16 protein-coding genes are annotated in these 21,171 nt (G+C 59.9%); 12 read left to right on the top strand and 4 right to left on the bottom strand.

The annotated features are described in order from the left end of the window. Nucleotides 1–187 precede the first annotated feature (187 nt). From recC to ACIOZM_RS19545, 6 genes are all read left to right on the top strand, one after another. Nucleotides 188–3,640 (top strand): exodeoxyribonuclease V subunit gamma, encoded by a 3,453-nt coding sequence (gene recC, locus ACIOZM_RS19570; protein ID WP_401216437.1) that lies wholly within the window; start codon nucleotides 188–190, stop codon nucleotides 3,638–3,640. After that, entirely contained in the window at nucleotides 3,637–7,326 is a 3,690-nt protein-coding gene (recB, locus tag ACIOZM_RS19565) for an exodeoxyribonuclease V subunit beta (RefSeq protein WP_401216436.1), read from the top strand. The genes recC and recB overlap by 4 nt, the downstream gene beginning before the upstream one ends. Further along, a complete protein-coding gene (gene recD, locus ACIOZM_RS19560) occupies nucleotides 7,323–9,431 on the top strand; it encodes an exodeoxyribonuclease V subunit alpha (protein ID WP_401216435.1) in 2,109 nt (702 codons plus the stop codon). Before recB ends, recD begins: the two co-directional genes overlap by 4 nt. A 121-nt stretch (nucleotides 9,432–9,552) precedes the next feature. Further along, nucleotides 9,553–10,128, top strand: a complete 576-nt coding sequence (locus tag ACIOZM_RS19555) for a YfiR family protein (protein WP_401216434.1) — start codon at nucleotides 9,553–9,555, stop codon at nucleotides 10,126–10,128. Next, nucleotides 10,125–11,393 (top strand): diguanylate cyclase domain-containing protein, encoded by a 1,269-nt coding sequence (locus tag ACIOZM_RS19550; RefSeq protein ID WP_401216433.1) that lies wholly within the window; start codon nucleotides 10,125–10,127, stop codon nucleotides 11,391–11,393. The genes ACIOZM_RS19555 and ACIOZM_RS19550 overlap by 4 nt, the downstream gene beginning before the upstream one ends. A 47-nt stretch (nucleotides 11,394–11,440) precedes the next feature. Then, complete coding sequence (locus tag ACIOZM_RS19545; protein ID WP_401216441.1) at nucleotides 11,441–11,893, top strand: OmpA family protein; 453 nt, start codon at nucleotides 11,441–11,443, stop codon at nucleotides 11,891–11,893. Here ACIOZM_RS19545 and ACIOZM_RS19540 read toward each other — a convergent pair. Next, complete coding sequence (locus tag ACIOZM_RS19540) at nucleotides 11,890–12,837, bottom strand: LysR family transcriptional regulator (RefSeq protein ID WP_401216440.1); 948 nt, start codon at nucleotides 12,835–12,837, stop codon at nucleotides 11,890–11,892. The genes ACIOZM_RS19545 and ACIOZM_RS19540 overlap by 4 nt on opposite strands. A 150-nt stretch (nucleotides 12,838–12,987) precedes the next feature. On the opposite strand from ACIOZM_RS19540, the gene ACIOZM_RS19535 reads away from it, so the two are divergent. Both ACIOZM_RS19535 and mmsB read left to right on the top strand, forming a co-directional pair. Continuing rightward, on the top strand, nucleotides 12,988–14,514 hold the full coding sequence (locus ACIOZM_RS19535; protein ID WP_401216432.1) for a CoA-acylating methylmalonate-semialdehyde dehydrogenase: 1,527 nt from the start codon (nucleotides 12,988–12,990) through the stop codon (nucleotides 14,512–14,514). A gap of 9 nt (nucleotides 14,515–14,523) precedes the next feature. After that, on the top strand, nucleotides 14,524–15,411 hold the full coding sequence (mmsB, locus tag ACIOZM_RS19530) for a 3-hydroxyisobutyrate dehydrogenase (RefSeq protein ID WP_401216431.1): 888 nt from the start codon (nucleotides 14,524–14,526) through the stop codon (nucleotides 15,409–15,411). A 220-nt stretch (nucleotides 15,412–15,631) separates the two neighbouring features. On the opposite strand, the gene ACIOZM_RS19525 is transcribed toward mmsB, so the two are convergent. Together ACIOZM_RS19525 and ACIOZM_RS19520 are read right to left on the bottom strand one after the other, a co-directional pair. Continuing rightward, nucleotides 15,632–15,982, bottom strand: coding sequence for a cupin domain-containing protein (locus tag ACIOZM_RS19525; RefSeq protein ID WP_236480390.1), 351 nt, complete (start codon nucleotides 15,980–15,982; stop codon nucleotides 15,632–15,634). Between the two features lie 111 nt (nucleotides 15,983–16,093). Continuing rightward, nucleotides 16,094–16,978, bottom strand: a complete 885-nt coding sequence (locus ACIOZM_RS19520; protein WP_401216430.1) for a LysR substrate-binding domain-containing protein — start codon at nucleotides 16,976–16,978, stop codon at nucleotides 16,094–16,096. A 213-nt stretch (nucleotides 16,979–17,191) separates the two neighbouring features. On the opposite strand from ACIOZM_RS19520, the gene ACIOZM_RS19515 reads away from it, so the two are divergent. Beyond that, nucleotides 17,192–17,956, top strand: coding sequence for a sulfite exporter TauE/SafE family protein (locus tag ACIOZM_RS19515; protein WP_401216429.1), 765 nt, complete (start codon nucleotides 17,192–17,194; stop codon nucleotides 17,954–17,956). Here ACIOZM_RS19515 and ACIOZM_RS19510 read toward each other — a convergent pair. Next, complete coding sequence (locus tag ACIOZM_RS19510; protein WP_401216428.1) at nucleotides 17,946–18,260, bottom strand: putative quinol monooxygenase; 315 nt, start codon at nucleotides 18,258–18,260, stop codon at nucleotides 17,946–17,948. The two genes, ACIOZM_RS19515 and ACIOZM_RS19510, sit on opposite strands and share 11 nt — an antisense overlap. Before the next feature lie 195 nt (nucleotides 18,261–18,455). On the opposite strand from ACIOZM_RS19510, the gene ACIOZM_RS19505 reads away from it, so the two are divergent. The 3 genes from ACIOZM_RS19505 to ACIOZM_RS19495 all read left to right on the top strand — a co-directional run bounded on the left by ACIOZM_RS19505 (nucleotide 18,456) and on the right by ACIOZM_RS19495 (nucleotide 21,142). Then, on the top strand, nucleotides 18,456–19,046 hold the full coding sequence (locus ACIOZM_RS19505; protein WP_401216427.1) for an NAD(P)H-dependent oxidoreductase: 591 nt from the start codon (nucleotides 18,456–18,458) through the stop codon (nucleotides 19,044–19,046). Between the two features lie 187 nt (nucleotides 19,047–19,233). Next, complete coding sequence (locus ACIOZM_RS19500; RefSeq protein WP_401216426.1) at nucleotides 19,234–20,145, top strand: LysR substrate-binding domain-containing protein; 912 nt, start codon at nucleotides 19,234–19,236, stop codon at nucleotides 20,143–20,145. A 103-nt stretch (nucleotides 20,146–20,248) separates the two neighbouring features. Continuing rightward, a complete protein-coding gene (locus ACIOZM_RS19495; RefSeq protein ID WP_401216425.1) occupies nucleotides 20,249–21,142 on the top strand; it encodes an NAD-dependent epimerase/dehydratase family protein in 894 nt (297 codons plus the stop codon). The last annotated feature ends 29 nt before the right edge of the window (nucleotides 21,143–21,171 follow it).

Here is a 21,171-nt window from a genome sequence, read left to right as displayed (position 1 = left end):
GTTTCCCCATGTGAGAGTAGGTCATCGTCAAGATTAAATTCCGAAACCCCAATTGCGAAAGCAGTTGGGGTTTTGTTTTGCCTGCGAGAAAGTTCTTACAGCATTCGCGGACGCCGTCTGGCTGTCACAGCCTGCCGACAGTGCTAAGGTTCTGCCCTAGCTTTTGTACTTTTCCAAGGAAGTCTTTATGCCGGACGCCCAGTCCCTCAACGCTGCATTCATGGTGGTTCAGAGCAATAGCCTGGACGAACTGCGCAGCTTGGTGATCAGCATAATGCGGCGTTATACGCTGGCTCCCCTCGAGAATGAAATCGCCCTGGTCCAGAGCAACGGTATCGCTCAATGGCTCAAGCTGGCACTGGCCGAAGACCCTCAGGATGATGACCTCGGTGGCTGCGGTATCGCAGCGGCCATTGACGTGCAATTACCCGGCAGTTTCATGTGGCAGCTCTATCGTATGGTTTTGGGCCGGGATGAAATCCCAGTCAAATCCCTGCTCGATAAAGCGCCACTGACCTGGCGCCTGATGCGCCTGCTGCCGCAGGTCATCGATCTGCCGCACTTCGAACCGCTCCAGCGCTTCCTCACTAACGACACCGACTTGCGCAAGCGCTATCAGCTGTCTGAGCGTTTGGCGGATCTCTTTGACCAATACCAGGTGTACCGCGCCGATTGGCTTGAAGATTGGGCTGAAGGGCGTCACCAACTGCGAAATGTCAGAGGTGAAGCCAAACCGTTATCCCCTACCAATTGCTGGCAGGCTGAGTTGTGGCGTGCGTTGCTTGAGGATGTGGGTGAACAAGGCATGGCGCAGAGTCGCGCCGGTGTGCACCAACGATTTATAGAGCGCATAAACACACTGGAAAAAGCCCCCGCTGGGCTGCCGTCGCGAGTGATCGTTTTCGGGATTTCTTCATTGCCGGCGCAAGTGCTTGAAGCGCTCGCGGGTCTTGCCCGTTTCAGCCAGGTTTTGTTGTGTGTCCACAACCCTTGTCGTCACCACTGGGCCGATATCGTCGCGGACAAAGATCTGCTGCGGCATCAATACAAACGTCAGAGCCGCAAACAGGGTATGCCGGTCGTCCTTGATCCTGACGCATTGCATCAGCACGCCCACCCACTGCTCGCGGCTTGGGGCAAGCAGGGTCGCGACTACATCAATCTGCTCGATAGCTACGACGATCCAAACAGCTATCGCGCAGCATTTCGTGATGGGCGCATCGATCTGTTCAGCGAGACTCAACCAGAGAACCTGCTCAATCAACTTCAGGATGACATTCTGGAACTGCGGCCACTCAACGAGACTCGTGACTACTGGCCTGCTGTCGATTTGACTCAAGATGAGTCGATCCGTTTTCACATTGCTCACAGCGCCCAGCGTGAAGTGGAGATTCTCCACGATCAGCTACTCGCACGCTTCAGCGCCAATGCCGATTTGCGGCCCCGCGATGTGATCGTGATGGTGCCCGACATCGACAGCTATGCGCCGCATATCCGCGCGGTGTTTGGTCAACTTGATCGACATGATCCACGCTTTATCCCATTCACCCTGGCGGACCAAGGGCAGCGTGGCCGCGACCCATTGCTGATCGCGGTTGAGCACCTGCTCAAACTGCCGGACAGTCGTTTCCCGGTCAGTGAGATTCTCGATCTGCTTGACGTCCCCGCATTGCGCGCCCGTTTCGGTGTCGAAGAGCGCGACCTGCCGACGCTGCATCGCTGGATCGAAGGCGCGGGTGTGCGTTGGGGCATGAGTGCCGAGCAACGTGCAGGTTTGGGCTTGCCGGAGGAGCTTGAGCAAAACAGTTGGCACTTCGGTTTGCGCCGCATGTTGCTCGGTTACGCCGTCGGCAGTTCCACTGCTTGCTCGGGCATCGAGCCTTACGATGAAATCGGCGGTCTGGACGCTGCGTTGATCGGTCCATTGGTTGCCCTGCTCGACGCGTTGGAACTCGCACATCACGAGCTCACCCAACCAGCCGAACCCAAAGAGTGGGGCCAGCGTCTGCAAGCTCTGATGCAGCTGTTTTTCAAAGCCAGCAACGAGCACGATGACTACTTGCTGACCCAACTTGAGGAACTTCGAGAAACCTGGCTGGAGACCTGTGATTCAGTCGGGCTGACAGATCAGTTACCGCTGACAGTCGTTCGCGAAGCCTGGCTTGCGGGTCTGGACCAAGGCCGACTGTCTCAGCGTTTTCTCGCCGGCGCGGTGAATTTTTGTACGCTGATGCCCATGCGCGCGATTCCTTTCAAACTGGTCTGCCTGTTGGGTATGAACGACGGCGATTACCCGCGTGCGCAACCGCCGCTGGACTTTGACCTGATGGGCAGCGATTACCGCCCGGGTGACCGCTCCCGACGTGAAGATGATCGCTATCTACTGCTCGAAGCACTGCTTTCCGCGCGCAATCAGCTCTACATCAGTTGGGTCGGGCGTAGCATTCGCGACAACAGCGAGCGACCTGCTTCGGTGCTGATTGGCCAGTTGCGAGATCACCTCGCCAGCGGTTGGCGGTTGGTCGACGAGAGCCAGAGCTTGCTGGAAAAAATGACCGAGGAGCATCCACTGCAACCCTTCAGCGCCCGCTATTTCCACGAGGGCGATCAGCTCTTCAGCTATGCCCGCGAATGGCAGGTGCTGCATCAGCCACACGCAGCCCAAGGGGAAGCGGAGTTACTCGATCCTTATATTCAAGAGGAGCCGTTGAGCCTGGCGTTGTTGCAGGATTTCCTGCGTAACCCGGTTCGGCACTTCTTCACTCAGCGACTCAAAGTTTATTTCGAAGCCGCCGAAGCGCCATTGGCCGACGAAGAGCCATTCGTGCTCGACGCACTTCAGCGCTATACGCTCGCCGACAGCTTGCTGGAAGCAGCTCTCAGGCAGCCGGACAACACCGAGCAAGCGCTCGAAGCTCAGGCCCGCCGCCTGCAAAACAGTGGCTTGCTGCCGATGGCCGGTTTTGGCGAATGCCTGCAGCGGGAACTGATCGAACCGCTTCCTGATCTGCTGCAACGCTTTCAACAGCTACTCGCGTTATGGCCGACGCCGCTGACCAGTGCGCTGCCAATCGCTCTTGAATTACAGGGTCTACGCCTCGAAGGTTGGCTCGCAGGTTTGCATCAACGATCTGATGGAGGCCTGCTCTCGGTCACGACAATTCCCAACAGCATTGGCTCGATCAAAAGCCGAAAATGGCATCGTCTGACCAGACCGTGGGTCAATCACCTTGTGGCCTGTGCCAGTGGACTTTCGCTGACGACCGCGCTGGTGGCGAGCGACGACACGTTGTTGCTGGAACCCATGGAGCGCGACGGGGCGCTGCGCATCCTCGGTGATCTTCTGCTCGCGTGGCAGGCGGGAATGCGTCAGCCATTACCAATCGCAGTAAAAACTGCATTCGCTTGGCTGTCCCAGACTGATCCATTGAAAGCAGAGGCGGCTGCCCGCAAAGCCTACGAAGGTGACGGTCAGACAAGCGAAGGCGAGCGCCGCGAAAGCCCGGCACTGTCCCGACAATTCAGCGACTTTGATGCCCTGTTGGCGGACGAGACTTTTTCCGGTTGGTGCGACGCCTTGTATCGTCCATTACTTGAAGCACCCTGGCGTTCATTGACCAGCGAAGGGGCTCGCGCATGAGTACCAAGACGCCTCTCGCACTGGCATTCCCGCTGCACGGCAGCCAGTTGATCGAAGCCAGTGCCGGCACTGGCAAGACCTTCACCATTTCTGCGCTATATCTAAGACTGATCCTCGGGCACGGCGGTGAGTCGAACGGCTTCGGCCGCGAGCTATTGCCTCCGCAGATTCTCGTGGTGACATTCACCGATGCGGCGACCAAAGAACTGCGCGAGCGAATTCGCACACGATTGGCCGAGGCCGCACGCTTTTTCCGTGACGAGACACCTGCGCCTGACGGACTGATCGCTGATCTGCGCGATCAGTTTGATCCGCAGCAATGGTCCGGTTGCGCCAATCGCCTGGACATCGCCGCGCAATGGATGGACGAAGCCGCTGTTTCGACCATCCACAGTTGGTGCCAGCGGATGTTGCGCGAGCACGCGTTCGACAGCGGCAGTCTGTTCACCCAATCCCTGGAAACCGACCACAGTGACTTGCTCGGCGAAGTGCTGCGCGATTACTGGCGACTGTTTTGCTACCCGATGCAGGGCGATGCGCTGAACTGGGTTCGCAACAACTGGGGCGGCCCGGCGGCTTTGCTACCTCGGGTTCGCGGACTATTTGCCAGTGAGCGCGACAGTGATCAAGGCAAAGCTCCAGTGGAGCTGATCGAAGAATGTCTGCAAGAGCGTCGTGCTGCCTTGCTTGAACTGAAACAGCCTTGGCGCCACTGGGCGGATGAGTTGCTCGCCATCTGCCATGAAGGCGTTGCAAGCAAAGCTGTCGATGGTCGCAAGATGCAGGCGCGCTACTTTGAGCCATGGTTTGAAAAGCTCAAGGCCTGGGCCGAAGACGAGTCGCTGGAGCAACTGGATATCGGCACCGGTTTCACCCGATTGACTCCCGACGGCATGGCCGAAGCCTGGAAGGGGCAAGCACCGAGTCATCCTGGACTCGACGCGATGCCGGGACTCAAGTCGAGCCTCGATTCATTGCCAACACCCGATGCCGCCGTGCTGCAACATGCCGCCAAATGGGTCGGTGCGCGTTTTGAAGAAGAGAAACGGCGTCGCGCCGAGATGGGTTTCGACGACATGCTTTTGCGCCTGGACGCGGCTTTGCAGGCTGACGGCGGCGAACGCCTCGCGGCATTGATCCGTGAGCAGTTTCCGGTAGCGTTGATCGATGAGTTTCAGGATACCGACCCGGTGCAGTACCGGATTTTCGAGAGCATTTACCGTATCGAGGACAACAATCCAGAAACGGGCCTGTTCCTGATCGGCGATCCCAAGCAGGCGATTTATGCATTCCGTGGCGCAGACATCTACACCTACCTGCGCGCTCGCCAGGCCACTACTGGCCGACTGCATACGCTGGGCACCAACTTCCGCTCCAGCCATGGCATGGTCAAAGCGGTAAACCATGTATTCGAACGCGCCGAGTCCCGAGAGCAGGGACGCGGCGCGTTTTTGTTTCGGGAGAAGACTGGTGAAAACCCGGTTCCCTTTCTCCCTGTTGAATCTCAGGGACGCAAAGAGAAACTCCAGATTGCCGGAGCAGATGTCGCGGCGCTGAATGTCTGGCACCTGCCAACGGATCAACCGCTGTCAGGTGTGGTGTATCGCCAGCAGCTAGCGGCAGCATGCGCCAGTGAGATCACCTCATTACTTAATGGCGGGCAGACTGGCCGGGCTGGTTTTTCTCAGGAAGGCAAAGACTTCAGGGGCGTTCGACCATCGGATATCGCGATCCTGGTTCGCGATGGCAAAGAGGCTCAAGCGGTACGCGGTGAACTGGCCGCCCGTGGCGTGCGCAGCGTTTACCTGTCAGACAAGGATTCGGTGTTTGCCGCGCAGGAGGCTCACGACCTGTTGTCCTGGCTCAAGGCCTGTGCCGAGCCGGACGTCGAGCGCTCGCTGAAAGCCGCGCTGGCCTGCATCACCCTGAACCTGCCGTTGGCCGAACTGGAGCGTCTGAATCAGGACGAACTGGTCTGGGAAACGCGCGTCATGCAGTTCCGTGGCTATCGCGAACTCTGGCGCAAACAAGGTGTGCTGCCGATGCTGCGCCGCCTGTTGCACGATTTCCATCTGCCGCAAACCTTGATGGCTCGCAGTGATGGTGAGCGAGTACTGACCAACCTCCTGCACCTGTCGGAGCTGATGCAGCAGGCCGCCGCAGAACTTGATGGCGAGCAAGCGTTGATCCGTCATTTGGCCGAGCATCTGGCGTTATCCGGTCAGGCTGGTGAAGAGCAGATTTTGCGTCTGGAAAGTGATGAGCAACTGGTCAAGGTCGTGACCATTCACAAGTCCAAGGGTCTTGAGTATCCGTTGGTGTTCCTGCCTTTCATCTGCTCGGCAAAACCGGTGGATGGCAGCCGCTTGCCGCTGCATTATCACGACGCGTCGGGCAAGGCGCAGGTGAGCCTGAAGCCGACTGCCGAACTGATTGCGCAATCAGATGACGAGCGCCTGGCAGAGGATTTGCGATTGCTCTACGTCGCACTGACTCGTGCGCAGCATGCCTGCTGGCTGGGTGTGACGGATCTCAAACGCGGCAATAACAACAGCTCGGTGCTGCATCTTTCCGCGCTCGGGTATTTGCTTGGCGGTGGTGCATCACTGGGCGAGTCGACAGCCTTGAATGTCTGGTTACGTGATCTGCAAGAAAACTGCCCGGTCATCGATATCGGTGACATGCCCCAGCCCAGTGACGAGCATTACCTGCCCCCACGCAACGAGGCGACGCTGAGCGCAACCCTGTTGCCCAAGCGCAAGGCCAGTGAAAACTGGTGGATTGCGTCTTACAGCGCCTTGCGCATCAGTGATGTGCTGAGTGTCGGCAGCGATGAGGCTCCAGACAGTCCGCAGGCGCAAAAACTCTTCGATGATGAACGCCTCGACCCGGACGCGCCGCGAGAAAGCATCACCGGCGGCGCAGATATTCATCGATTCCCGCGTGGTCCGAATCCGGGGACGTTTCTCCACGGGTTACTGGAATGGGCGGGTGATGAAGGTTTTTCCGTATCCCACGAGGCACTGGAAGATGCGATCGCCCGCCGCTGTAACCTGCGCGGCTGGGAGGGCTGGATCACCACGTTGAGCGACTGGATGGCCCACTTGCTCAAATCCCCGTTGCCGGCCGTTGCCGGACAGCCACCGGTCATTCTTGAGCAATTGAAGCAGTACCGGGTCGAGATGGAGTTCTGGTTTGCCAGCCATAAAGTCGACGTGGTCAAACTCGACGAACTGGTGCGCAAGCACACCCACAACGGCGTGGCGCGGGTGGCGGCCGAGCCGGTGCAGCTCAACGGCATGTTCAAGGGTTTTATCGACCTGACGTTCGAGCACGACGGTCGTTATTACGTGGCCGACTACAAGTCCAACTGGCTGGGTGTCGACGATCTGGCCTATACCGAGCAGGCCATGGAACAGTCGATCCTCGACAACCGCTATGACCTGCAATACGTCTTGTACCTGCTGGCGTTGCATCGTCAGCTCAAGGCGCGGCTTGCCGATTACGATTACGACCGGCATGTCGGCGGTGCGTTGTATCTATTCTTGCGCGGCACTCGGGCGGACAGTCGCGGCGTGTATTTCGCACGTCCGCCACGGGAATTGATCGAGAGTCTGGATCGTCTGTTCCAGGGCAAACCGGAACCCAAAGCCGAACCCGCGTGGGAACAGGGAGTCTTGCTATGAGCCGCACCTTCGCCGATCTGCTGCCGACGCCGTTGGCAGCCGACAGTTTGTCGACGCTGTCGCCCCTGACCCGCGCCGATGATTTGTTGTTTTTGCTGACGCGCTGGGTCGAGCGGGGCTGGCTGCGTTCGCTGGACAAAGCCTTCGTCGCGTTTCTGCATGAGCTTGCGCCCGAGGTCGATCCGCTGGTGTTGCTCGCGGCTGCGTTGACCAGTCATCAACTCGGTCATGGGCACGTCTGCCTGGATCTGTTCGAAACACTGAAGGCGCCGGATTTCGCCCTGTCGCTGCCGCCCGAAGGTGATGTGCAAGGCGGGGTTTTGTTGCTGCCTTCGCAATTGCTCGAAGCGCTCGACGGCGCTCATTGGTGCAAGGTGTTGGCGGCCAGTTCGCTGGTGGCGCTGGCGGCTGACGGGAGCGAGCCGGCGCAGCAGCGTCCGCTGGTCTTGTCCGGAAAACGCCTGTATTTGCGCCGCTACTGGGCTTATGAACGGCGTATCGATACGGCCTTGCGTCAACGTCTCGCCCAAGGAGAAGCGGCGCCTGGAGATCTGCCTCAACGGCTGGATGAGTTGTTTGGCCCGGCCAAGGCAGGAGGGCCGATCGACTGGCAAAAACTCGCCTGTGCCCTCGCCACCCGAGGTGCTTTCAGCATCGTCACCGGTGGCCCCGGCACCGGCAAAACCACCACGGTGGTGCGTTTGCTCGCACTGCTGCAAGCGCCTGCGGTAGAGGCTGGCCAGCCGCTGCGGATTCGTCTGGCAGCCCCGACTGGCAAGGCCGCGGCGCGGTTGACCGAGTCCATCAGTCAGCAGGTCCAGTCGCTGACAGTCTCTGAAGCCGTACGGGAGAAAATCCCCTGTGACGTGACCACGGTGCACCGCTTGTTGGGCAGTCGTCCCGGCACTCGACACTTCCGCCACCATGCGGGTAATCGCTTGCCGCTGGATGTGTTGGTGGTCGATGAAGCGTCGATGATCGACCTGGAGATGATGGCCAATCTGCTCGATGCATTGCCAGCCCATGCGCGTCTGGTGTTGCTGGGTGACAAGGATCAATTGGCATCGGTGGAGGCCGGCGCGGTGCTCGGCGATCTGTGTCGCGATGCCGAGGCGGGTTGGTACAACCCACAGACTCGACAATGGCTGGAGTCGGTAAGCGGTGAGTCGTTGCAGGACAGCGGTTTACATGAGGACAACGATGGCTCTCATCCACTGGCCCAGCAACTGGTGATGCTGCGCCACTCCCGACGATTCGGTGAGGGAAGCGGCATCGGCCAGCTCGCACGTCGGGTCAATCAACAGCTCCCGGAAGAGGCACGTCAACTGCTCGCGGCGGGCCACTATGACGACGTGTTTTCCCTGCCGCTCAAGGGTGAACACGATCACAAGCTCGAGCGTTTGCTGCTCGATGGCCATGGCAATGGCCCTGTGGGGTACCGCCACTACCTGAACGTATTGCGAGATAAGCGGCCGCCCGCTGACAGGCCACTCGAACACCCGGTTTGGATCGAATGGGCGCATGAAGTGTTGCAGGCGTTCGACGCCTTCCAGTTGTTGTGTGCGGTGCGCAAGGGGCCATGGGGCGTTGAAGGCTTGAACCAGCGCATCACCGAGGCCTTGCTCAGGGCGCGGCTGATCGAGAGCGATCAGCAATGGTATGAAGGTCGCCCGGTATTGATGACCCGCAACGACTACGGTCTGGGCTTGATGAACGGCGATATCGGCATTGCCCTCAAGTTGCCGGAGCGCGATGGGCCCGAGGCGGGCAAACCGGTGTTGCGCGTGGCGTTTCCGCGCAACGACGGTCGCGGTGGTGTGCGCTTCGTACTGCCAAGTCGGCTCAATGATGTCGAAACCGTCTATGCCATGACTGTGCACAAATCCCAAGGCTCGGAGTTCGCCCACACCGCGTTGATTCTGCCGGATGCCTTGAACCCGGTATTGACCAAGGAATTGATCTACACCGGGATTACCCGTGCCAAGCACTGGTTTACCCTGATCGAGCCACGCTCCGGGGTGTTTGAAGAGGCGGTGCAGCGCAAGGTCAAGCGTCTGAGCGGATTGATGCTGGAACTGGAAGAGGCTGTCGCGCCTCGGGATTGAAAACAGTGAATGCGCGGCGGCGTTAACTTGACCGGTCAGTCAGAGGGCGCTGTATCGCTGGCGTTTCAACGCTGTGCTATCGTTGCGGCATCATTTCTGTACGATCCAAGAGAATACCTGCATGAAGCTGGCTGTCTGGGCGACAGAGCGCGTGGTTGGCTGCAAGCAGGCGTTGCTTGTCGGTCTGCTCTGTTTGCTGACGGGCGTGGCCGTCGCTCAACCACAAACGCCGACGGGCGTGGCCGAACAACGGGCCAAATCCGTCACTCAAGTGGTTTTGGGCATCCTCAGTTACGCCCGCTGGCCGGTGGAGCCTGCGCAGTTGCGTCTGTGCATCGTCGGCCCAACCGAGTACACCGACGATCTGGTCAAAGGCACCACCCAAGCCACTGGCCGACCGGTCACCGTGCGCCGACTGCTGGCCGACAACCCGGCCATCGTCAGTGAATGCGATGCGGTGTACATCGGCAAACTCACCGCCGATGAACGCAGTCGGCTGTTTGCCTCGCTGATCGGACACCCGGTGCTGAGCATCAGTGAAGGTGGCGACCAGTGCACCGTTGGCAGTCTGTTCTGCCTGCGAGTTGGTGACGATCAGGTGTCCTTCGAAGTCAATCTCGACTCTGTCGCCCGTAGCGGCGTGCGCATTCATCCAAGCGTGCTGCAGTTGTCACGCCGCAAAGCGGCGGCGCCATGAAGCTGTTCAGATCCAATACTCGTCCGACACTGGGCTCGGTCATCGGCCGTGGGCACTTGATCGTTGCGCTGGTGGGCGTGACGATGGCCAGCGTTTCATTGACCCTGTTGGGCGTGTTGGCGCTGCGGGTGTATGCCGATCACAACCTGCATCTGATCGCCCGCTCGATCAGCTACACCGTCGAGGCGGCGGTGGTGTTTAACGACAAGAGTGCCGCGACTGAAGCGTTGGCCTTGATCGCTTCCACTGAAGAAGTGGCAGACGCCCAGGTACTGGATGAACAAGGCCAGTTGCTGGCGCGCTGGCAGCGACCGGAGAATGGCTTGTTCTCCAACCTCGAAATGCAGATCACCCGCGCCATTCTGGAAAAACCGATCAATCTGCCGATCATCCATCAGGACCGCGAAATCGGTCATGTATTGCTCACGGGCCACGGCGGTAGCCTGATGCGCTTTCTGCTGAGCGGTCTGGCGGGGATCATTCTCTGTACCGCGATCAGTGCCTGGGTTGCGCTCTATCTGGCGCGCCGGCAGTTACGCGGGATTATCGGCCCGCTGCACAGCCTCGCAGCTGTAGCTCACGCCGCCCGCAGCGAACGAGCGCTGGATCGGCGTGCGCCACCGGCGCAAATCGCCGAACTCGACAACCTGGGTAACGACTTCAATGCCTTGCTCGATGAACTGGAGTCCTGGCAGAACAACCTGCAAAGCGAAAACGAAACCCTTGCCCATCAGGCCAGTCACGACAGCCTCACCGGTTTGCCGAACCGCGCGTTTTTCGAAGGCCGGTTGATCCGCGCCCTGCGCAATGCTGGCAAGCTCAATGAGCGAGTGGCGGTGTTGTTTCTCGACAGTGACCGTTTCAAAGGCATCAACGACAACTTCGGGCACGCGGCTGGCGATGCAGTCTTGGTTGCCGTCGCCAACCGGGTGCGTGCGCAATTGCGCGAAGAGGACTTGGTCGCGCGTCTGGGCGGTGACGAATTCGCTGTGCTGCTCGCGCCGCTGCACAAGATCGAAGACGCCGAGCGCATCGCCGACAAGATTCTCGCCAGCATGGACATGCCCATCGCGCTGCCGGGCGATACCAGTGTCGTGACTTCGCTCAGTATCGGTATTGCCGTTTACCCCGATCATGGCGCCACGCCGGGTGCCTTGCTGAATGCCGCCGATGCGGCGATGTATCAAGCCAAACGCCTGTCTCGCGGCGCCCAATTCACCGCCGGGTCGGAGCACCCGGTAGATTCCGTTCAAACCAGGAGCTGATTCCCGTGTTTACACTTCCCGTTCGATTGTTTTCCGCACTGCTGTTGATGGCCGCACTGGCCCTCACCGGTTGCCAGACTGCACCGCAAAAAGGCCTGACCCCGGCGCAAGTCGCCGTGCTCAAGCAACAAGGTTTCGAGCTGACCGACGAAGGCTGGGAGTTCGGCCTTTCGGGCAAAGTGCTGTTTGGCAGTGACATCGAAAGCCTGAACAACCAGAGCACCGAAATCGTCCAGCGTATCGGCAAGGCGTTGCTGGGTGTCGGCATCGAGCGGGTGCGTGTCGATGGCCACACCGACGCCTCGGGCAAGGAAACCTACAACCAGCAACTGTCCCTGCGCCGCGCCAAGAGTGTGGCCAAGGTGCTGGGCACAGTCGGCATGAAAGAACAGAACATTCAGTTGCAGGGCCTGGGCAGCAGCGAACCGGTGGCTTCCAACGACACGGCGGCGGGTCGTACGGAAAACCGCCGGGTGGCGATTGTGGTCAGCGCCGATTAATCGGCGAACTGCATCTCCCGGCTTTCCCCCATCAACAGCGGCTGATTGCGCTCGGTCACCTCACGGATGTAATCCCACAACAGGGTAATCCGCTTGAGCTTGCGCAGATCCTCCCGGCAGTACATCCAGAACTGCCGGGTGATGTCGATTTCCGCTGGCAATACCGGCAGCAGGCGCGGGTCTTGGGCGGCGAGGAAGCACGGCAGAATTGCCAGTGAGCGTCCTTGCTGCGCCGCGACGAATTGCGCGATCACGCTGGTGCTGCGCAAATGCGCATTGGCCCCCGGCAGCACGTTCGCCAGATACAGCAGCTCCGAGCTGAACGCCAGGTCATCCACATAACTGATGAATTGATGCTTGCCCAGGTCGGCGGGGCGGCGGATCGGTGGGTGTTTGTCGAGATAGTCCTGAGTCGCATACAGCTGCAAACGGTAGTCGCAGAGTTTGCAGCAGACGTACGGCCCGTGCTCCGGGCGTTCGAGGGCGATGACGATGTCAGCTTCGCGCTTGGACAGGCTGATGAAGTGCGGCAGCGGCAGGATATCCACCGAGATCGCCGGGTAAGCATCGACGAAGTGGCTGAGTTGCGGGGTGATGAAAAAACTGCCGAAACCTTCGGTGCAGCCCATGCGCACATGTCCGGAAAGCGCGACGCCGGAGCCGGACACTTGCTCGCAGGCCATGTGCAGCGTGCTTTCAATCGACTCGGCATAACCCAGCAAACGCTGACCTTCGGCGGTCAGCACGAAGCCGCTGGTGCGTGATTTCTCGAACAATAACGTCCCCAGCGCAGCCTCAAGCGAACTGATGCGCCGCGACACCGTGGTGTAGTCGACCGCCAGGCGTTTGGCCGCGGTGCTGGCCTTGCGGGTACGGGCGACTTCGAGAAAAAACTTGAGGTCGTCCCAGTTCAGCGAACCTAAAGAGGTGATGTTTTTTTGCATGATGGACGGGCTTTTATGTGCGTTCTTATTAGAAGTTTGCACATCTATACTCCAAAAACAGTCCGACAACCAATTCGCGGTACACGCCTCATAGCAAGGCGAACTTCTCGCCTTGGCTCCCTACGATAAAAACAAGTTCCGGAGACCAGCATGAACGCATCGCTTACGCCCAACGAGACCACCGTACAAAAGGTCAAACTGCTGATCGACGGTGAATGGGTCGAATCGCAGTCCACCGAATGGCACGACATCGTCAACCCGGCGACCCAGCAAGTGCTGGCCAAAGTCCCGTTCGCCACCGCGGCTGAAGTCGACGCTGCCGTCAGCGCCGCGCAACGCGCCTTCCAGACCTGGAAGCTGACCCCGATCGGCGCCCGCATGCGCATCATGCTCAAGCTGCAAGCGCTGATCCGCGAACACTCCAAGCGCATCGCCGTGGTCCTGAGCGCCGAGCAGGGCAAGACCATTGCCGACGCCGAGGGCGATATTTTCCGGGGTCTGGAAGTGGTCGAGCACGCCTGCTCCATCGGCACTCTGCAAATGGGCGAGTTCGCCGAAAACGTCGCTGGCGGCGTCGATACCTACACCCTGCGTCAGCCAATCGGCGTATGTGCCGGGATCACCCCGTTCAACTTCCCGGCGATGATTCCGCTGTGGATGTTCCCGATGGCCATCGCTTGCGGCAACACCTTCGTGCTCAAGCCTTCCGAGCAGGACCCACTATCGACGCTGCTGCTGGTGGAGCTGGCGATTGAGGCTGGCGTTCCGGCTGGCGTACTTAACGTGGTGCATGGCGGCAAAGATGTGGTTGATGGCCTGTGCACGCACAAAGACATCAAAGCCGTGTCGTTCGTCGGTTCGACCGCTGTCGGCACCCACGTTTATGACCTCGCCGGCAAACATGGCAAACGCGTGCAATCGATGATGGGCGCGAAGAACCACGCCGTGGTGCTACCGGATGCCAATCGCGAGCAAGCGCTGAATGCACTGGTCGGCGCCGGTTTCGGTGCGGCGGGTCAGCGTTGCATGGCCACCTCGGTGGTAGTGCTGGTCGGTGCGGCGAAAAAATGGTTGCCTGATCTGAAAGCACTGGCGCAGAAACTCAAGGTCAACGCCGGTAACGAGGCGGGCACCGATGTCGGTCCGGTGATCTCGAAAAAAGCCAAGGCGCGAATTCTTGATTTGATCGAAAGCGGCATCAAGGAAGGCGCCAAGCTCGAACTCGATGGTCGCGACATCAGCGTGCCGGGTTACGAGCAAGGCAACTTTGTCGGCCCGACCCTGTTCTCCGGGGTGACCACCGACATGCAGATCTACACCCAGGAAATCTTCGGCCCGGTGCTGGTGGTACTGGAAGTCGACACCCTCGATCAGGCAATTGCGCTGGTCAACGCCAACCCGTTCGGTAACGGCACGGGCCTGTTCACCCAGAGTGGCGCTGCAGCGCGCAAATTCCAGACCGAAATCGACGTCGGTCAGGTCGGCATCAACATCCCGATTCCGGTGCCAGTGCCGTTCTTCAGTTTCACCGGTTCCCGTGGTTCGAAACTCGGCGACCTCGGCCCGTACGGCAAACAAGTGGTGCAGTTCTACACTCAGACCAAGACCGTTACGGCGCGCTGGTTTGATGACGACAGCGTCAACGACGGCGTGAACACCACTATCAATCTGCGCTGAGGAACTGCCATGAAAATCGCATTTATCGGCCTCGGCAACATGGGCGCGCCGATGGCGCGCAACCTGATCAAGGCCGGCCACTCGTTGAACCTGGTTGACCTGAACAAAACCGTGTTGGCGGAGCTGGAACAACTCGGCGGGAGCATTCGCGCCACGGCCCGCGAGGCCGCCGAGGATGCCGAACTGGTCATCACCATGCTGCCCGCCGCCGTGCATGTGCGCAGCGTCTGGCTGGGTGAGGATGGCGTGCTGGCCGGCATCGGCAAAGGCGTGCCGGCGGTGGATTGCAGCACCATCGATCCGCAGACCGCTCGCGATGTGGCAGCGGCAGCCGCCAAACAAGGCGTGACCGTGGCGGATGCTCCGGTCTCCGGCGGCACTGGCGGCGCGGCGGCAGGCACGCTGACCTTCATGGTCGGCGCCACCCCGGAACTGTTCGCCACTCTGCAACCGGTGCTGGCGCAAATGGGCCGTAACATCGTGCATTGCGGTGACGTCGGCACCGGGCAAATTGCCAAGATCTGCAACAACCTGCTGCTGGGGATTTCCATGGTCGGCGTCAGCGAAGCCATGGCCCTCGGCGATGCGTTGGGCATCGATACCGGCGTACTGGCGGGGATCATCAACAGTTCGACCGGGCGTTGCTGGAGTTCGGACACCTACAACCCGTGGCCGGGGGTCATTGAAACGGCGCCGGCATCACGCGGTTACACCGGTGGTTTTGGTGCTGAACTGATGCTCAAGGATCTGGGCCTCGCGACCGAAGCTGCACGTCAGGCGCACCAACCGGTGGTGCTCGGCGCAGTAGCGCAGCAGTTGTATCAGGCGATGAGCTTGCGCGGGGAGGGGGGCAAGGACTTCTCGGCGATCATCAATAGCTATCGCAAGCCGCAGTAACCTTCACCACAAGAGCCCGGGCAATCGGGCTCTTGTGGCGAGGGGATTTATCCCCGTTGGGTCGCGAAGCGGCCCCCGCGAAAGATCAGTCAAACCGAGCCTTCAGGTTTTGCGACTGCTTCGCAGCCGGTCGGGGATAAATCCCCTCACCACAGGGTCTATCGTGGCCATCAGTACATTTGCCGGGAATCGCCACAGGTGATCTCCCGGCTTTTTTGCATCAGGCAAACACGAAATATTTGCGCACGGTCTCGACCACCTCCCACGTGCCTTTCATCCCCGGTTCGATGACAAAAATATCCCCGGCACGCAGATGGATCGGCGCCATGCCTTCCGGGGTGATGACGCAGTAGCCTTCCTGGAAATGGCAGTATTCCCACTTCACGTATTCCACATACCACTTGCCCGGCGTGCAAATCCAGGTGCCCATGATCTTGCTGCCATCTTCGCTGGTGTAGGCGTTGAGGTTGACGGTGTGCGGGTCGCCTTCGAGTTTTTCCCATTTGCAGGCATCGAGTACCGGCAGCGGGTGGGTGTCGCGCAGAACGGTGATAGGTGCGGTCGCGGTCATGGGAACTCCGGGCAGTGGGCTGAGAGAAAACAAACAGCACCGTATAGCGCCCGGGCAGCGGTCAGTTGTCTGTGCTCGACATCAACCTGCTCAGAAACGCGCTTTGCAAGTTCACGCCTGAGCCGTCAAGGCCTGCAACAAGGCTTTTGCATAACCCGGCAACGCGGCGAAATCCCGGGCGCAGAGTTGCAGGGTGCGCCGTGCCCACGGTTCGTTGAGTTCAAGGCATTTGAAGGATTGCGCTGGCGCTCGCTCGACGGCCGCCAGCGGCACGATGGCCAGCCCCGCACCTCGGGCGACCATACGCATGACTCCGTCGAAACCGTCGGCGCGGATGCGGATCTGCATGCGGGAACCGCCGTGCAAGGCCTGTTCTTCCAGATACACCGCGAGTGCGCTGTCGACGTTCAGTCCTACAAAGTCATGGCGCAGGCTGTCGGCGAAAGTGACGTCAACGGCGTCGGCCAAAGGATGATCGAGGGGCAGAATCAGCACTAAAGGATCGTCACGAAATGCCAGAGTCTGTAGGCCGTTGGTGTCCACCGCGTCGGAGACGATACCGAGATCTGCCGCACCCTGGCGCAAGGCGTGGGTGATGCGCGCGCTGGGCAGTTCCTGCAAATCGATATCGAGATTGGGGTGCTGGCGCAGAAAATCTGCCAGCACTTCGGGCAGGTACTCGGTGATTGCCGTGGTGTTGCACAGCAGGCGAACCTGACCTTTGACGCCTTGGGCGTAATCGGCCAGATCCTGCTGCATGCGTTCGGCCTGTTGCAGGAGGATGCGTGCGTGGTGCGCCAGTGCTTTACCGGCAGGTGTCGGGGTGACGCCACGGCGGCCGCGGTCGAGAAACTCGGTGCCCAGCGACGCTTCCATCGCACGGATGCGTGCGCTGGCAGCGGCGAGTGACAAGTGACTGCGGGCGGCGCCGGCGGTGATATTGCCGGTGTCGAGGATGTGCAGATAGAGGCGCAGGTCGGTGAGGTCGAAGTGCATCGGGCAGCCTCTGGTTTTTGTGGTGTCTGGGCGGGCCCTATCGCTAGCAGGCTAGCTCCCACAGTGGATCGGAGGTGAGTGCGAAACCTGTGGGAGCCAGCCTGCTGGCGATGAAGCCAGTAGTCTCAAGTTTTTTCAGCCTCTTTTAATGAGAGAGGCAGCCTCAGTATATGGCAGATTTTCAGCCAGCCCCGACCAGCGCACAGTAGCGCCATGAACACACTCGCAGATTTCTATCAAAACCTTGGTCTGGCCTTGTCTATATTGGTCATCGCCACCTTCATCCTCGCCGGAATGATCAAAGGCATCATCGGCCTCGGCCTGCCCACTGTCGCCATGGGCTTGCTCGGTCTGGCTATGGCACCGTCACAGGCAGCTGCATTACTGATCATTCCGGCGACGCTGACCAATATCTGGCAACTGGCGTTTGGCGCCCATCTGAAGGGACTGATCAAACGCCTGTGGCCGATGCTGCTGATGATCTTCCTCGGCACCGCTATCGGCACCGTGTCGATCGGCATGGCGGGCGGGCATTGGGTGGTGCGGGCCTTGGGCGCGGCGCTGTTGCTGTATGCGTTGAGCGGATTGTTGCTGCCGACACTGAGCGTCAATCCTCGGCATGAACCGTGGCTCGGTCCGCTGTGCGGTGTGGTGACCGGCGTCATCACCTCGGCCACCGGCGTGTTCGTGATTCCGGCAGTGCCGTACATGCAGGCGCTGGGTTTGAACCGCGATGAACTGGTGCAAGCCCTGGGCCTGTCGTTCACCGTCTCGACCCTGGCACTGGCTGGCGGTCTGCTGTGGCGTGGCGCTCTCGGCGGTGCGGAATTGAGCGCCTCGTTGTTGGCGCTGATTCCGGCCGTGCTCGGCATGCTATTCGGGCAATGGTTGCGTCAGCGAATCAGCGCGGTGTTGTTCAAACGAGTGTTCTTTGTCGGTCTGGGCGCGCTCGGCGCCCATCTGCTGATCAGCGGCTAGCGGAAGACGCGCTGAGCATTTCTATCTGACGGATATCGAAATCGCGTTCCAGATAGTCCATGCGTTCGGCGAAAAACGCCGTCATGTGCGGCAAGTTCGAATGCACATCGAGATGCGCCTGGGATGCCCAGATCTCGTAGAAGATAAACAGCGACGGATCTTCCTTGTCGCGCAGCATGTGGTATTCGATGCAGCCGGGTTCGCTGCGGCTCGGCTCAACGTAGGCGCGAAACAGTGCTTCGAAGGCCGCGGATTTTTCCGGGCGGGTCTTGGCGTGCAGGATAAAACCCAGACGTTCACTCATCGCAAAACTCCTCAAGATCAGATGGCTGCGAATGCTACGGCAACAATCCGCTGTCGATTCGTGCGTTTTGCTCAAATGTATTTTGCGCAGCCACGGCTTATTCCGCGCGAGGCCGATCGTTAATCTGCCGCCATTCAATTTTCCTTTCTCCATCCAGCCAATGGCTGCGCATCGGAATCCGATCGAGGCTCTCCCGTGAAAAAAGTCCTGTTGCTCAATGGCGGTAAAAAATTCGCCCACTCCGACGGTCGCTACAACGCCACCCTGCACGAAGCGGCGCTGAGCGTGCTGGATCGCGGCGGCGTCGACGTCAAAACCACCTTCATCGACGAGGGCTATGACGTCGCCGAAGAAGTCGCCAAGTTTCTCTGGGCCGACGTGATCATTTATCAGATGCCGGGCTGGTGGATGGGCGCGCCGTGGACGGTGAAAAAGTACCTCGACGAAGTCTTTACCGAAGGCCACGGCAGCCTCTATGCCAGCGACGGTCGCACCCGTTCCGATGCGTCGCAGAAGTACGGCAGCGGTGGTTTGATTCAGGGCAAGCAATACATGCTGTCGCTGACCTGGAACGCACCGCAGCAAGCCTTCGATGACCCGACTGATTTCTTTGAAGCCAAAGGTGTGGACGCGGTGTACTTCCCGTTCCACAAGGCCAATGAGTTTCTGGGCATGACCGGGCTGCCGACGTTCCTGTGTGTGGACGTGATGAAACGTCCGAACATCGAGAACGATGTGGCGCGTTATGAGCAGCATCTGACCAAGGTGTTTGGCCTCAAGGCTTGATTTGGTTTGCCGGGATAAGGAGATTTACCGTGGCGAGGGGATTTATCCCCGTTGGACTGCGCAGCAGTCCCCTCCTTGAAAAGTCCAGAGCGGGGCCGCTTCGCACCCCAACGGGGATAAATCCCCTCGCCACAAGTACCTACACTCTCCACAATGGAATGGTGCCGGCTATTGAAAAGGGACACCCGTGAAAGCCAGATCCGATGAGTTGCAGATTTTCGTCTGCGTGATCGAGTGCGGTTCGATATCCGCCGCTGCCGAACAAGTCGGACAGACGCCCTCGGCGGTCAGCCGCACCTTGTCGCGGCTCGAAGCCAAGCTCGACACCACGCTGATCAACCGCACCACGCGGCGCATGGACCTGACCGAAGAGGGCAAGTATTTCTTCGAGCAATCCAAACTGATCCTCGATCAAATGGACCAACTCGAAGAACGCCTGTCCTCACGCCAGCAAACCCCTTCCGGACGCCTGCGGATCAACGCCGCCTCGCCGTTCATGCTGCACGCCGTCGTGCCGTACATCGACGAATTCCGCCGGCTCTACCCGGACATCCAGCTTGAACTCAACAGCAACGACCTGATCATCGATCTGCTGGAACAAAGCACCGACGTCGCCATCCGCATCGGCACCCTGGCCGATTCGACGCTGCACGCGCGTTCGCTGGGTTGCAGTCCGTTGCTGATCGTCGCCAGCCCGGCCTATCTGGAAAAACACGGCGCGCCGTTGGCCGTGGCCGACCTCAATCAACACACCTTGCTCGGCTTCACTCAGAACGAAGGCCTCAACCAGTGGCCGCTGCGTTATGTGCACGGCGACCGTTGGCCGGTCACGCCAGCCATCAGCGCCTCCAGCGGCGAGACCGTTCGGCATCTGGCGCTGGAGGGGCAGGGCATTACCTGCCTGTCGCACTTCATGACCATCGACGACATTCGCGCCGGACGCTTGAAGGTGTTGCTGGCGGAGTTCAACAGCGGTTATCGCCAGCCGATCAACGCTGTGTACTACCGCAACTCGCAACTGGCGCTGCGGATTCAGTGCTTCCTCGACTTCATCCAGAGCAAACTCGCTGCTTACGCCAGCGCCGATTTCAAGGGCTGATTCGTGACCTCTGCGCAAGAGTGAATTGGGCGAGGGCGGGTTTTTCCCTCGCGCTCAGCGGTCGATACTCGTCCCATCACTTACTCACGCAGGGAGTTTCTCCATGAACGTATTCGTCACCGGCGCCGCCGGTTTTATCGGCGGCTCGATCGCCACCGGTCTGGTTCAGGCCGGGCATAAAGTCACCGGCCTGGTGCGCAGCGCCGAACAGGCTGAAGAGCTGAAAGTACTCGGTATCACCCCGGTTATCGGCACCCTCGATGACAAAAACCTGCTCACTGAACAGGCCCGCGCCGCAGACGCGGTGATCAACGCCGCCAGCAGCGACCATCGCGGCGCAGTCGAAGCCTTGCTCGACGCCTTGCGCGGTTCGAACAAAGTATTCCTGCACACCAGCGGTTCGAGCATCGTCGGCGATGCGTCGGGCGGTAAATCCAGCGACGTCATCTACTACGAAGACAACCTGCCGGAGCCGACTGTCGACAAAGCCGCCCGTGTGGCCATCGACAACCTGATCCTCGCTGCTGCAAAGGACGGCGTGAACTCGGCAGTCATCTGCAACACGCTGATCTACGGCCACAGCCTCGGGGTCAATCGCGACAGCGTGCAGTTGCCGCGTCTGCTGAAACAGGCTCGTAAAAGCGGCGTGGTCCGGCATGTCGGCAGCGGCCAGAACATCTGGTCCAACGTGCACATCGAAGACGTCGTCGCCCTGTATTTGCTGGCGCTGACCAAAAACGTTCCGGGCACGTTCTATTTCGTCGAAAGCGGCGAAGCGTCGTTCATCGACATGACCACCGCCATGGCCCAGGCTCTGAACCTCGGCGAGCCACAAGACTGGCCACTGAAAGACGCCGAAGCCGAATGGGGCTACGAAATGGCCAACTACGGCCTCGGCTCCAACAGCCGCGTACGCGGCAAACACGCCCGCGAACTGCTGGGCTGGGCGCCGAAACGTACGTCGGTGGTTGAATGGATTCGTAACGAAATGGTGTGAGCCCGACACCGCCCATGTAAACACGCCCG

Origin of the sequence: Pseudomonas sp. NPDC087346 (genome assembly GCF_044744235.1) — a bacterium.
In the GTDB taxonomy this organism is placed as follows: domain Bacteria; phylum Pseudomonadota; class Gammaproteobacteria; order Pseudomonadales; family Pseudomonadaceae; genus Aquipseudomonas.
The sequence above is the reverse complement of the archived record's forward strand: the minus strand, read 5'-3'. Positions and strand labels throughout refer to the sequence as shown.

Excerpts from the sequence above, each read along its gene's own strand:
- recC (WP_401216437.1), top strand. The coding sequence starts at position 188 with ATGCCGGACGCCCAGTCCCTCAACGCTGCATTCATGGTGGTTCAGAGC.
- recB (WP_401216436.1), top strand. The coding sequence starts at position 3,637 with ATGAGTACCAAGACGCCTCTCGCACTGGCATTCCCGCTGCACGGCAGC.
- recD (WP_401216435.1), top strand. The coding sequence starts at position 7,323 with ATGAGCCGCACCTTCGCCGATCTGCTGCCGACGCCGTTGGCAGCCGAC.
- ACIOZM_RS19555 (WP_401216434.1), top strand. The coding sequence starts at position 9,553 with ATGAAGCTGGCTGTCTGGGCGACAGAGCGCGTGGTTGGCTGCAAGCAG.
- ACIOZM_RS19550 (WP_401216433.1), top strand. The coding sequence starts at position 10,125 with ATGAAGCTGTTCAGATCCAATACTCGTCCGACACTGGGCTCGGTCATC.
- ACIOZM_RS19545 (WP_401216441.1), top strand. The coding sequence starts at position 11,441 with ATGGCCGCACTGGCCCTCACCGGTTGCCAGACTGCACCGCAAAAAGGC.
- ACIOZM_RS19540 (WP_401216440.1), bottom strand. The coding sequence starts at position 12,837 with ATGCAAAAAAACATCACCTCTTTAGGTTCGCTGAACTGGGACGACCTC.
- ACIOZM_RS19535 (WP_401216432.1), top strand. The coding sequence starts at position 12,988 with ATGAACGCATCGCTTACGCCCAACGAGACCACCGTACAAAAGGTCAAA.
- mmsB (WP_401216431.1), top strand. The coding sequence starts at position 14,524 with ATGAAAATCGCATTTATCGGCCTCGGCAACATGGGCGCGCCGATGGCG.
- ACIOZM_RS19525 (WP_236480390.1), bottom strand. The coding sequence starts at position 15,982 with ATGACCGCGACCGCACCTATCACCGTTCTGCGCGACACCCACCCGCTG.
- ACIOZM_RS19520 (WP_401216430.1), bottom strand. The coding sequence starts at position 16,978 with ATGCACTTCGACCTCACCGACCTGCGCCTCTATCTGCACATCCTCGAC.
- ACIOZM_RS19515 (WP_401216429.1), top strand. The coding sequence starts at position 17,192 with ATGAACACACTCGCAGATTTCTATCAAAACCTTGGTCTGGCCTTGTCT.
- ACIOZM_RS19510 (WP_401216428.1), bottom strand. The coding sequence starts at position 18,260 with ATGAGTGAACGTCTGGGTTTTATCCTGCACGCCAAGACCCGCCCGGAA.
- ACIOZM_RS19495 (WP_401216425.1), top strand. The coding sequence starts at position 20,249 with ATGAACGTATTCGTCACCGGCGCCGCCGGTTTTATCGGCGGCTCGATC.